The 12,147-nt window shown below is 61.2% G+C and carries 10 protein-coding genes; 6 read left to right on the forward strand and 4 right to left on the reverse strand.

The window, feature by feature from the left end; all coding sequences use genetic code 11:
• The first annotated feature begins 50 nt into the window (after positions 1-50).
• From HFK74_RS11165 to codA, 5 genes are all read left to right on the forward strand, one after another.
• Positions 51-752 (forward strand): murein L,D-transpeptidase catalytic domain family protein, encoded by a 702-nt coding sequence (locus HFK74_RS11165; protein WP_180203541.1) that lies wholly within the window; start codon positions 51-53, stop codon positions 750-752.
• A 104-nt stretch (positions 753-856) separates the two neighbouring features.
• Positions 857-1,936, forward strand: coding sequence for a patatin-like phospholipase family protein (locus HFK74_RS11170; RefSeq protein ID WP_180203542.1), 1,080 nt, complete (start codon positions 857-859; stop codon positions 1,934-1,936).
• Between the two features lie 75 nt (positions 1,937-2,011).
• Positions 2,012-2,368, forward strand: coding sequence for a 6-carboxytetrahydropterin synthase QueD (gene queD / locus HFK74_RS11175; RefSeq protein WP_008056290.1), 357 nt, complete (start codon positions 2,012-2,014; stop codon positions 2,366-2,368).
• Between the two features lie 84 nt (positions 2,369-2,452).
• Positions 2,453-3,283, forward strand: a complete 831-nt coding sequence (locus tag HFK74_RS11180) for an alpha/beta fold hydrolase (protein WP_180203543.1) — start codon at positions 2,453-2,455, stop codon at positions 3,281-3,283.
• 316 nt (positions 3,284-3,599) lie between these two features.
• Positions 3,600-4,847 (forward strand): cytosine deaminase, encoded by a 1,248-nt coding sequence (gene codA, locus HFK74_RS11185; RefSeq protein ID WP_180203544.1) that lies wholly within the window; start codon positions 3,600-3,602, stop codon positions 4,845-4,847.
• 111 nt (positions 4,848-4,958) lie between these two features.
• Here codA and HFK74_RS11190 read toward each other — a convergent pair whose 3' ends face one another.
• Positions 4,959-5,951, reverse strand: a complete 993-nt coding sequence (locus HFK74_RS11190; RefSeq protein ID WP_180203545.1) for a diaminopimelate epimerase — start codon at positions 5,949-5,951, stop codon at positions 4,959-4,961.
• A 167-nt stretch (positions 5,952-6,118) separates the two neighbouring features.
• Between HFK74_RS11190 and HFK74_RS11195 the strand changes: the two genes are divergently transcribed.
• On the forward strand, positions 6,119-7,270 hold the full coding sequence (locus tag HFK74_RS11195) for an MFS transporter (RefSeq protein ID WP_180203546.1): 1,152 nt from the start codon (positions 6,119-6,121) through the stop codon (positions 7,268-7,270).
• Positions 7,271-7,476: 206 nt separating this feature from the next.
• On the opposite strand, the gene HFK74_RS11200 is transcribed toward HFK74_RS11195, so the two are convergent.
• From HFK74_RS11200 to HFK74_RS11210, 3 genes are all read right to left on the reverse strand, one after another.
• Positions 7,477-9,900, reverse strand: a complete 2,424-nt coding sequence (locus HFK74_RS11200; protein WP_180203547.1) for a TonB-dependent receptor — start codon at positions 9,898-9,900, stop codon at positions 7,477-7,479.
• 98 nt (positions 9,901-9,998) lie between these two features.
• Complete coding sequence (locus HFK74_RS11205; protein WP_180203548.1) at positions 9,999-10,982, reverse strand: FecR family protein; 984 nt, start codon at positions 10,980-10,982, stop codon at positions 9,999-10,001.
• A gap of 40 nt (positions 10,983-11,022) precedes the next feature.
• Positions 11,023-11,523, reverse strand: coding sequence for a sigma-70 family RNA polymerase sigma factor (locus HFK74_RS11210; protein WP_180203549.1), 501 nt, complete (start codon positions 11,521-11,523; stop codon positions 11,023-11,025).
• Between the last annotated feature and the right edge of the window lie 624 nt (positions 11,524-12,147).

The following is a 12,147-nucleotide window of genomic DNA, read 5'->3' on the forward strand; positions in this document are numbered from 1 at the left end:
TAGCGTTCAACTCGCTGCTAGACTCGACATATTCCTGATGAGACATTTTTATGGCGCTACTTCGCTTTGGCTCACTGACAGCCTTGTTGCTGACGTCGGCTTTCCTACCATCAGCCTACGCCGATTCGCTCGAAGTCGCGCTGGCCAAAGCTGCTCCAAACGCCAATGCCAAGGTCATTGCCCTGGCGGTTCGCGCAACACAGTGTACCCGCGCCCAAGGCGCAGCACCGGCCCAGAGACTAGCAGTGATCGATTATTCCCTGCCGTCGACCGAACAACGCCTGTGGGTGTTTGACCTGAAAAAACGCAAGCTACTGTTCCACGAACTGGTCGCCCACGGTCGCAACAGCGGCGAAAACATGGCGACCCAGTTTTCCAACCAGAACGAAAGCTTCGCCACCAGCCTGGGCCTGTACCGTACCCAACAGAGTTACGTCGGCCAGAATGGCTATTCCTTGCGCATGGAAGGCCTGGAACCCGGCTTCAACGATAACGCCTTCGACCGCGCAATCGTCATTCATGGCGCGCCCTATGTCAGCCCGGTGCTGGCGCGTGCCAACGGCCGGATCGGCAGGAGCCTCGGTTGCCCGGCGGTCAGGCCGGCCATCGCCCATCGCCTGATTGACTCGATGAAGGATGGGCAGCTGTTGTTTTCCTATTATCCGGACCAGCGCTGGCTGAAATCCTCTTCGTACATCAATTGCGGCAGCGGCACGGTGGCCTCGTCGGACAAGGTCACTTCACGCCAATAAACCGTCTATTAAAGCGGCCATCTACCAAAGGCGGGCACGGCATCACGGAAATTGCGTCACCCACACGCTTATAATCCGCCCGTTCGCCCGCATTCGAGACCGGCATGACCGCAATCCATATCAAGTTCCCCTCCCTGACCCTCAAGGCCGGCGCCCGGGCCCTGGCACGCATTCGAGAGCGTGGCTTGAGCGCCGCCGATGTCGGCACGCTACCCGGTGCCGCTGGAGGCCCAAAAGCCTTGGGGATCCAGGGGTTGGACCTGGCCCTGTTCGGCGAATGGCTGCCAGCGGCGCCGCGGGAGCGCTCGTTGATCGGCGCCTCGGTGGGCTCCTGGCGCTTCGCCAGCGCCTGCCTGCCGGATGCCGCCGAAGGCCTGCGGCGCCTTGGCCACCTCTATACCGAACAGAACTTCGCCAAAGGCGTGACCATGGCGCAGATCAGCCAAAGCTCGCGGCGCATGCTCGATGATCTGCTCGATGGCCGTGACGCCGCCCTGCTCGACAACCCCCACTACCGCTTGAACATCATGGTGGTCAAAAGCCACGGCTTGCTCGCGCAAGACCATCGCGGCCGCCTGGGATTAGGCTTGTCGGCGGTGATCGCCGACAACCTGCGCGGCCGTGCGCGGTTGGCCCGGCACTTCGAACGGCTGATCATCCACGACCCGCGCCTGGCACCGCCGGTCAACGCGCTGAACGACTTCCCGTCGCGCTTCGTCGCGCTGGACACCTCCAATCTGCGCCAGGCCCTGCTGGCCTCGGGTTCGATCCCGATGGTGATGGAAGGCGTGCGCGACCTGCCCGGCGCTGGTGCGGGCACGTTCCGCGATGGCGGCCTGCTGGACTATCACCTGGACCTGCCCTACAGCGGCAATGACATCGTGCTGTATCCGCACTTCACCGACCGGGTGATTCCCGGCTGGTTCGACAAGACCCTGCCGTGGCGCCGCGCCTGCCCTGCGCGCTTGCAGGATGTGCTGCTGCTGGCGCCATCGAAGGAATACCTGGCGCGCCTACCCTATGGCAAATTGCCAGATCGTAATGACTTCAAGCGCTTCATGGGCGACGCCCCGAGCCGCCAGAAATACTGGCGCACGACGATGGATGAAAGCCGCCGCCTGGGCGACGAGTTTCTCGAACTGACGGCCAACGGTCGTCTCGCCGAACGCTTGCTGACCCTTTAGTCAGGACAAGCTGTTAAACTCGCCTCCTGCCCACATCGCCGCGGCGATCGCCACCTGAACAGAGCTGAAACCACTGTGGAAATCTTCAAAGAATTTACCTTCGAATCCGCCCACCGCCTGCCCCACGTCCCGGATGGCCACAAGTGCGGCCGCCTGCACGGTCACTCGTTCAAAGTGGCGATTCACCTCAGTGGCGACCTCGATCCGCATACTGGCTGGATTCGTGACTTCTCGGAAATCAAGGCGATCTTCAAGCCGCTGTATGAGCGTCTGGACCACAACTACCTGAACGATATTCCTGGCCTGGAGAATCCGACCAGCGAAGTGCTGGCCAAATTCATCTGGGCTGAACTCAAGCCGCTGCTGCCGGAATTGAGCGCCATCCGGATTCACGAGACCTGCACCAGCGGGTGCATCTATCGCGGCGAGTGAGCCAATCGATCAAAAAAACCACCGAGACCGGTGGTTTTTTTATGCCTATGCTTTGGCCCTCGCATCCGCCAAGAGGACACGCCAATGACTGACTGGCCACTGGCTCAAAGCTATCGTTTCAACGGGCATAACGTTCGCTACGCCGTGCGCGGCGATGGACCGCCGCTGGTGTTCGTGCATGGCACACCCTTCTCTTCCTTTGTCTGGCACAGGATTGCGCCGCACTTCATCACCACGCACCGGGTGCACTATTTCGACTTGCTGGGCTACGGGCAATCGGAAAAGGTCGATGGCGACGTCTCCCTGGGCGTGCAAAACCAGCTGTTGGCCCAGTTGCTGGAACATTGGGGCCTGGATCGCCCGGACGTGGTGGCCCACGACTTCGGCGGGGCGACCGCCCTGCGCAGCCATTTGCTCAACGGCAAGGATTACCGCAGCCTGACACTGATCGATCCGGTGGCGCTGACGCCCTGGGGTTCGCCGTTCGTGCAGCATGTACGCCAGCACGAAGCCGCGTTCAGCGGCCTGCCGGATTACATCCAGCGGGCCGTCGTGGCGGCTTATATTCGCGGGGCGATCAAGCGGGACATCCCGGACGACGAACTCGCACCTTACGTGCAACCGTGGCTGGGCGAACCTGGGCAAGCGGCGTTCTATCGGCAGATCGCGCAAATGGACGAACGCTACACCCGCGAGGCCGAGGGGCTGTACCCGACGATTCGCTGCCCGGTGCAGATTCTCTGGGGAGAGGACGACCAGTGGATTCCCATCGAACGCGGGCGGGCTTTGCAGCAAATGATTCCTGGGGCGCAGTTTCACCCTGTTGCCAACGCCGGGCACCTGGTGCAGGAGGATGCTCCCGAAGCCATCGTCGCTGCGCTGATGCGCTTTTTGCCACTGAAGATGGCTGTTTGACGCCAGTCGCTAAATAAATAATTTGGACGTCTACACGGTGTGGTGGCCTTGAGCATTGTGTTGGTCTTTCGGGCGCCTTCGCATGTAGGAGCCAGGCTTGCCGGCGAACCAGGCGCTGCGGTTTGTCTGTTGCACCGCGTCATCGTTCTTCGCCAGCAAGTCGGGTCGCCGCACCGCTGGGTCCTACGGGCGTTTACCCGCCACAGTCGCGCAATCAGGCTCAAGACGATATCTACAAAACACCACTGGCGGCATTTACCGCTGCCGAGCTAACGTAGAGGTAATGTCCAAACGGTTCAATGAAAGGATCTGCCTGATGCACATCATCAACGCCCGGCTGCGCAACCAGGAAGGCCTGCATGAGCTGCACCTTGAAAACGGCCTGATCAGCAACATCGCCCGGCAAACCGAGGCGCCGACCCTGGGCCCCGACGATCTGGACGCCGGTGGCAACCTGGTGGTGCCGCCCTTCGTCGAGCCGCACATCCACCTCGATGCCACCCTGACCGCTGGCGAGCCGCGCTGGAACATGAGCGGCACGCTGTTCGAAGGCATCGAATGCTGGGGCGAGCGCAAGGTCACCATCACCGAAGAAGACACCAAGGTGCGCGCCAGGAAAACCCTCAGGGCCCTCGCCGCCCATGGCATCCAGCACGTGCGTACCCACGTCGACGTCACCGACCCGCAGCTCACCGCACTCAAGGCCATGCTCGAGGTGCGCGAAGAAAGCCGGCATCTGGTCGACATGCAGATCGTCGCATTCCCCCAGGAAGGCATCGAGTCCTACCGCAATGGTCGCGAGCTGATGGAAGAAGCCATCCGCATGGGTGCCGATGTGGTGGGCGGCATTCCGCATTTCGAGTACACCCGCGACCAGGGCGTCAGCTCGGTGAAATTCCTCATGGACCTGGCCGAGCGCACCGGTTGTCTGGTGGACGTGCATTGCGATGAAACCGACGACCCGCAATCACGTTTCCTGGAAGTGCTGGCCGAAGAAGCCCGCAGCCGCGACATGGGCTCGCGGGTCACCGCCAGCCATACCACGGCCATGGGCTCGTACGACAACGCCTACTGCGCCAAGCTGTTTCGCCTGCTTGGGCACGCCGGAATCAGCTTTGTCTCCTGCCCTACCGAAAGCATTCACCTGCAAGGCCGTTTCGACAACTTTCCGAAACGCCGGGGCGTGACCCGGGTCAACGAACTGCTGGAAGCCGGCATGAACGTGTGTTTCGGCCAGGACTCGATCGTCGACCCCTGGTACCCGCTGGGTAATGGCAACATTCTGCGGGTACTCGAAGCCGGCCTGCATATCTGCCACATGCTCGGTTATCGCAACCTGCAAAACGCACTGGACCTGGTCACCGTCAACAGCGCCAAGGCCCTGGCATTGGGTGAGCGCTACGGGCTTGAACCCGGACGGCCGGCGAACCTGTTGATCCTCTCGGCGGAAAACGACTACGAGGTGATCCGCAGCCAGGGCTTGCCGCTGTATTCGGTGCGCGGCGGCAAGGTGTTGATGAAGCGGACGATGCCGGTGGTGGAGTTCTCCAGCGAACAAATCTGAGAATTGCAGTGACTGGACTGGCCCCTTCGCGAGCAAGCTCACTCCTACAGGTTTTGTGAACGACACAAAACCACTGTGGGAGCGAGCCTGCTCGCGAAGGCAATTTCAAATTCACTCCACCAATCGAGCCGTGCCGAACAGGCTGACCCGGCTCAGTTCCCCTTGTTCTTCTTCCAGTAAAATCGGCGCCGTGCCACCGGGCATCGTTACCTTCACCTCGCCGGCACTCACCCAACCTACCCGCCACGCCGCACACGCCACCGCTGACGCACTCGTCCCTGAGGACGCCGTCGGCCCTTCGCCGCGTTCAAATACTCGCGCAACCACTCGCTGCTCGGACTCACGCATCGCCCATTGCAGATTAATCCCTGCCGGACAGGGTTTACCCGCCCCGGCAGGCATCGCGTAGGCGATCCGCATCAGCCCCTCGGCCAATGGCGATTCCCTCATCTGCTCATTGCCCGGCAAGGCCTCTGCACTGTCCACCAATGTCACGCAATGCGGATTGCCGACCCGGGCAAATTGACTGCGCGACCAGGCGCCATTGAGTGCCGACAATTGGCGCACGTGGCTAAGCTCACAGCCGTTCAACTGCACGGCTTCAACGCCAACGGCACTGACTGCCGACGGTCCGAAGCCGGGCTGGCCGAGGTCGAGCCAGAAACCCTGCACGCCCTCGACTTGCGCGGCTTTCACCGACGTCTGCCCCGGCGAGGGTGTGTCGGATTTGTCGTGATGCACCCTGAGCACACAGGCTTCGTCGCTTGGAAACAGTCCCTGATCGCTCAACGCCTGGGAGAAAATCGTCAAACCGTTGCCGCTGCGCTCGGCCAGGGTGCCGTCGGTGTTGACGATCAACAGATCAAAGGGCGGCGATGACTGAAACGGCCCGACCAGCAAACCGTCACTGCAATGCTCCTTGCTGCCGGGCGGTTGCGTGCCAGGTGCCCAGGCACAGCACGCTTCGATGGCCGCCGACGCCCAGTCCTCGCGGGTTTGCGCGGCGCGGTCGGCGTGATCGGACACATCGATACCCTGTTGGCGCAGCGCCTCGGGCGCCACCACGTTGTAGATATTGCCCCGTGCATCGTACATCCGCGCCATGGCGCCCTCCCTGTTGGACATCTGGTTCTGCCACAACATATCGCGAAACACGCTCGGGCTGTGCAAGGATGTCAGCCTGTTGGGCGCGCAAGATCGCCGACGCTGAACGAACCCTCGGGGCCAGCTCACTGTCCCTTGCAGACGCGACGTTTTTTCCAAGGATTGATATGACCAACCTCAATACCCAGACCTCATTCGTGCCAGGGCGCATGGAACAAATGTCCACGCGCATCGCCTTTTTCATCGCCGGGTTCGGCATCGCCGCGTGGGCGCCGCTGGTGCCCTATGCCAAGGTGCGGGCCGGGCTGGATGAAGGCACCCTGGGTTTGTTGCTGCTATGCCTCGGTGTGGGTTCGATACTGGCAATGCCTATAGCTGGCATCCTGGCCACGCGCTTCGGTTGCCGCAAGGTAGCCACCGCTGGCACCTTGCTGATCTGTGCGGCGCTGCCGCTGCTGGCCACGGTATCGTCAATTCCGGCCTTGATCGGTGCATTGTTCATGTTCGGCGCGGGCCTCGGCACCGTGGACTCGACGGTGAACCTGCAGGCGGTGATCGTCGAACGTGCCAGCGGCAGAAACATGATGTCTGGGTTCCACGGGTTGTTCAGCCTGGGCGGGATCGTCGGCGCGGCGGGCGTCAGTGCGCTGCTCGGCCTGGGGCTTGCACCGCTGGGGGCGATGCTGGTGGTCATCGTGTTGCTGCTGGTTGCACTGCTCAAGGCTGCCCCGCACATGCTGTCCTATGGCAGCGAAAGCTCGGGGCCGGCGTTCGCTGTTCCCCACGGCATCGTGCTGTTTATCGGCGGGATGTGTTTCATCGTGTTCCTCGCCGAAGGTGCCGCCCTGGACTGGAGCGCGGTGTTCCTGGCCCAGGAACGCGGCATCGACAAGGCCTATGCCGGATTGGGCTACGCGGCCTTTGCCCTGACCATGACGGTGGGTCGCTTGACCGGTGATTCCATCGTGCGTCGCCTGGGCGCGACGCGGGTGATTGTCTTCGGTGGGGTGACGGCTGCGGCCGGCCTGTTCCTGGCCACCTTCGCCCCCAGCTGGGAAGCGGCGCTGGTGGGCTATGCGCTGCTGGGCGCCGGGTGCTCGAACATTGTGCCGGTGCTGTACACCGCGGTGGGCAAGCAGACGGTGATGCCGCAAAGCATCGCCGTGCCGGCCATTACCACCCTGGGTTACGCGGGGATACTGGCGGGGCCTGCGGTGATCGGATTTGTCGCCCATGCCGCCAGTTTGAGTTTTGCCTTCGGGTTGATGGCGCTGTTGCTGCTGGCGGTGGCGATTGGCGGGAAGGTGTTGAAGGTTTGAATTGTAGGAGCGTGCGGGCGGCGATCCGACTTGCCCGCGAAGAACGGTGACGCGGTGCAACTGAATCACCGCAGCGTCCCGTTCGCCTGTAGGAGCCAGCGGTGCGGCGATCCGACTTGCCGGCGAAGAACGATAACGCGGTCTACCAGATACACCGTGGCGCTTGGTTCGCCGGCAAGCCTGGCTCCTACACCCACATCGGTTTATCAGAACCCGACGCTGGCCTGCACGAAGAACGTACGCGGCGTACCGACGTACATGCCCGCGTTGTTGTCGCTGGAGCGGGTGAAGTACTGCTTGTCGAAGATGTTTTTCACCCCGGCTCCCAACTTCAGGTTCGACACCTGCGGACCGAAATCATAGCCGGCGCGCACGTTCCAGGTGACATAGCCCGGAATGTCACCGTACTGCCCATCCGCCGTGCCTTCGGTGATGTAGTTGTTGCTGAAGCTGCCGTCAGCGTTCACGGCCACGCCCGGGGAGCGTTGTTTGGACTGGGCAAAGGCATCCAGGTTGTAGGTCCAGCGATTGATGTCGTAGCGCAGGCCGGCGGTCGCCACCTGGCGCGAGTAGAACGGCAGGTCCCGCCCTTTGAAGTCCGGAATCTCACCTTCATAGACCGCACGGGTGTAGGTGTAGCCGGCGTTCGCGGTCAGGCCGGCGAGGCGTGGGTCCAGCGCCGCCATGTCGTAGTGCACCGAAGCCTCGATACCGCGGTGCGTGGTGGCGCCGAGGTTGGTCCAGCCCGCATCGTTGCTGATGTATTGCAACTCTTTATCGAAGTCGATGTAGAACAGCGTCACTTCACCGCCCCACACCTCATCGTTGTAGCGCGTGCCGAGTTCGTAGGTCTTGGCTTTTTCCGGCTCCAGGCCGTTGGCCGTTTCGTCACCCACGCCCCCCTGGCCGAGCTGGAAATATTGCAGGGAGCCGAACGAGGTTTCGTAGTTGGCGAACAGTTTCCAGGCATCGGACATGTGATACATCACGCTCAGCGCCGGCAGCGGCTCGTTACTCTCGATGCTGCGGCGTTTTTCCTGCACCGGCTTGCCTGCGGTGTCGAGCACCGGGCGATCATGCCACTCGGTCTGGATATGTTCGAAACGCACACCCGGGGTGACGGTCCAGTTGCCGACATCGATTTTGTTGTCGATGTACGCCGCGTGGGCTTCAGTACCACCGGTGCGGTCCTGGTACACATGGCCGTCCGACCCCGGACGCACGACTGGCTCGTTGTTGACCAGCGCCAGGCGGCTGGCTTCTTCGTGCATGCCTTCTTTCAGGTAGCGATAACCGACGCTGACTTCCTGGGTCGTCTGGCCGACGTCGAACACGTGGGACACACGCGGTTCGATGCCATAGGTGTAGTAGGTGCGCGGAAACGAGCCAAGGGTCTTCTGGTCGCGAGCGGCGATGTTGCTGCCACGGAAACTGTCGGAGTAGTAGGTCAGCACTTCGGCCTGGGTGCGGTCGTCGAGTTGCCGAATCCACTTGAATGACACGTCCTTGCGACGGCCGCTGAAGTTGTCGTGGTCGCGGTCGGACTGGAACGGGTCGGCGTCATACTGGGCCTGGGTCAGGCCGCCGGGCATGTCGGCGCTGGCGTCGTAGTAGTGAAAGTTGAGGCTGAAATCGTCAACGTCGGTCGGCGCCCAGTGCGTCTTGAGGATCACGTCGTCGATGTCATTGCCATTGTTGCTCTTGCGATAACCGTTGCCGTTCACCCCGGAATACAACAGCGCCACGCCCATGCCGTTGTCGGCCGTGCCGCCGGCGAACAGCGTATCGATGTGTTTCCAGCCACCGTGCTGGGAGGTTTCCAGCGTGCTGCCGATTTCAGCCGACGCCTGTTCCGGGATCGCCCGGGTCACGAAGTTGATCACCCCTCCGACGTTCTGTGGCCCATAACGCACGGAGCCGGCGCCGCGGACCACGTCGATGCTGTCGAGGTTGCCGGAGGAAATCGGCGCCATGGACAGCTGTGGCTGGCCATAGGGTGCGAAGGCCGCCGGCACGCCATCGATCAACACGGTCGAGCGTGGCGACAGGCGCGAGGTCAGACCGCGAACGCCGACGTTCAGCGAGATATCACTGCCGCCGGTGCCGTTGGCCTCTTGCACTTGCACACCCGGCACGCGCTTCAAGACGTCGCCGACGTTCATCGCGCCTTGCTCGACCATGGCCTCGCGGCGAATCACGGTTCGGGCGCCGGGGTGGTTCTGCACCACTGCGGCATCGGCATCACCGAGCCAGTCGCCCACCACCTTGATGTCGGTCATGCCCAGCTCCAGCGGGCCGTTTTCCGCAGAGGCCGGGGCCGGCAGCAGGGTCACCGAGCCTTCATTGATCTGGTATTGCAGGCCGCTGCCTTGCAACAACTGGCGCAGCGCCTCTTCCGGCGCAATATTGCCATCCACCGCGGGGGCCTGCTTGCCGGCCACCAGTTCAGGACTGAAAAAAACCTGCAGCGAAGTTTGCTGGCCCAACTGGCTCAGGGCCTGCCCCAAAGGTTGCGCCGGGATGTGGATCGCATCGGCAGCGAATGCCTGGGGCAGCGCCAGGTTGACCGCCAGTGCAAGGGCCAGCGGCAACCAAGGGGAATTGTTGTTTTTAGCGGTGGTTTTTTTCACGTCGAACGTAGTCCTGAAGATCGCAAGAGTGTGCGCTTGTTAATGCAAACCAGTTGCAGTTGAACAGGAAGACGATGAACTCGAAAAAAACCTGAATTTTATTTTGAAATTATTTCCTGGCTGCCGTCATCGAGCGTGCGCACGGCCACCGGAAGGATGCTCGGCAAGGCCTTGAGCAACGCGTCGGTGTTGTCGGACTTGAACACGCTGGTCAGGCGCAGATTGCCCACCGCCGCGTTGCCGACCTTGAGCGGTTTGTCCCGATAACGCGAGACCTGCTCGGCAACATCGGCCAGGCTGGCGTTGTTGAACACCAGCTTGCCGTTGCGCCAGGCCGTGAGTTCAGCGGGGTTGACCGCGTAGGCAGCCGCGACCTTGCCCTCGGCGTCGACCTGGGTGCCCAGCCCGGCGGTGAGGCTGACGAAATCATTCTCGGCCGCCGAGCGCCCTTGCACCGTGACCGTGCCCTGCTCCACCACGACCCGGGTTTCGGCGCTGCCCCGGCGCACATCGAAGCGGGTACCGGTGACCGTGACCTTGCCACTTCCGGCCTCGACCACAAACGGCCGACTGCTGTCATGCTGGACGCTGAACATCGCCTCGCCTTCGCTCAGCTCAATGGCACGACGATTCTTTTCAAACCGCACCTGAATCCGGCTGCGGCTATCAAGGTCGACTACCGAACCATCGGGCAAGGTTACCTGGCGACGCTCGCCCAGGGCTGTGGAAAACTCGGCCGTATAAGGCGACGGTTGCTTCAAAGTGTTGAACCACCCCAACCCGACTGCTACCGCCAACACACTGGCGGCCACCGCATAGCGCACTATCGGTCGCCGTTTGCTGCGCGCCGGCGCATCTTCGCACAACGCCCGCAGACGCGCCGCCGGCACCAGGTCGGCGGCTGTCCACAGGCCCTGGAGCAATTGGAATTCGCTGCGGTGTTGAGGGTGTTCGTTCAGCCAGCTTTCGAATTGGCGTTGCGCGTCGGCATCGACGGCGGGTTCCTGCAAACGCACAAACCACCGCGCCGCTTCATCGCGAACCGCTGTTTGCCCGCACGCACAATCACGAGTATCCATCATGGAAGTTCCTGTTTGGCTGGGGATGAGAAAGCGCGGCCGCTCATGGGTACAGTCCTTCAAGGCGGTCGCGCAGATGCCGCAGCGTGCGGATCATATACTTTTCCACCATGTTCTTGGACAGACCCAGGCGTTCGGCGATTTCAGCCTGGGTCAGGCCTTCGATTTTCTGCCAGACAAACACCTTGCGGCAGTTGACCGGCAGTTCGGTGAGCGCCCGTTCGATGGAATCAGCCAACTGGATCGCTTGCATGTAATGCTCCGGGTCGCCGGATGACGACACACTTTCATCGATCGCCTCCGACTCCATGGCGCCCCGCCGATCCTCACGTCGATAACCGTCCACCGCGATGTTGCGCGCGGTCTGGTGCAGATAGGCCCGCGGTTGCTGCACCGTCGCCGAATCCGACTCGAGCACCCGCACGAAGGTATCGTGGGCCAGGTCCTCGGCCTGCTGACGGTTTCTCAGGCGACGAGTCCAGGTGCCAACCAACTCTTCGTAGTGCTCGAAAAAGCCGTGTCTGCGGGGCAGCTTGGGGGTCATTGCGGTGTGCTGTGGAGACGAGGGCGTGAATAGTAATGCTTCCTATTAACCCAAGGCAACGGTTTGCGGCCGAGCGGCCAATGTAGGCTTTCAAAAAAAATGAGGAAAATGGCAATTAAATGATCCACTTGTTTTCATTAACCGACTGTTTTTGTTGGATATTTTAAATCTGACTGATGCTGGAAATCATGCGAACGCCCTCTCCTACCCGCTGTCGATAGGGAAGGTTTAGCACAGCTCAACATCTACTAAATATCTCGCTGCGGTGTAACGCGAAACCTAAATTAATGGCAACTACGTATGCGTAATGCACACTATGCAGTGCGCACTACACATTGCACATTCATTTCTTGAAAAAAACAATAACAAATAGAAAACACGTACTTATAAAAACTCTTAGAAAAAAAACAAAAATCAACCGCCTACTAAGAAAGTAATTGCCAGCGGGTTTTTTGTTGTCATAAGATCTGCCCCTATCGGCGCGCCGACCTACTTTGGCGCGTCGATAGTTATACTTGCATGTTACGACCGAGGTGAATATACATACGCGTTATCGCACCTAAGATGAGGTGCATTGCTTTATTACTACGTGTGAAGAATTATTGATGCGAGACTCTAGCTTCG

The sequence above is a fragment of the Pseudomonas sp. SbOxS1 genome, from assembly GCF_013416725.1.
In the GTDB taxonomy this organism is placed as follows: domain Bacteria; phylum Pseudomonadota; class Gammaproteobacteria; order Pseudomonadales; family Pseudomonadaceae; genus Aquipseudomonas.

Bases quoted from the DNA above. Each gene is read 5' to 3' on its own strand.
- codA (WP_180203544.1), top strand. From the start codon at position 3,600: ATGCACATCATCAACGCCCGGCTGCGCAACCAGGAAGGCCTGCATGAG.
- HFK74_RS11195 (WP_180203546.1), top strand. From the start codon at position 6,119: ATGACCAACCTCAATACCCAGACCTCATTCGTGCCAGGGCGCATGGAA.
- HFK74_RS11205 (WP_180203548.1), bottom strand. From the start codon at position 10,982: ATGATGGATACTCGTGATTGTGCGTGCGGGCAAACAGCGGTTCGCGAT.
- HFK74_RS11165 (WP_180203541.1), top strand. From the start codon at position 51: ATGGCGCTACTTCGCTTTGGCTCACTGACAGCCTTGTTGCTGACGTCG.
- HFK74_RS11210 (WP_180203549.1), bottom strand. From the start codon at position 11,523: ATGACCCCCAAGCTGCCCCGCAGACACGGCTTTTTCGAGCACTACGAA.
- HFK74_RS11190 (WP_180203545.1), bottom strand. From the start codon at position 5,951: ATGGCGCGGATGTACGATGCACGGGGCAATATCTACAACGTGGTGGCG.
- HFK74_RS11180 (WP_180203543.1), top strand. From the start codon at position 2,453: ATGACTGACTGGCCACTGGCTCAAAGCTATCGTTTCAACGGGCATAAC.
- HFK74_RS11170 (WP_180203542.1), top strand. From the start codon at position 857: ATGACCGCAATCCATATCAAGTTCCCCTCCCTGACCCTCAAGGCCGGC.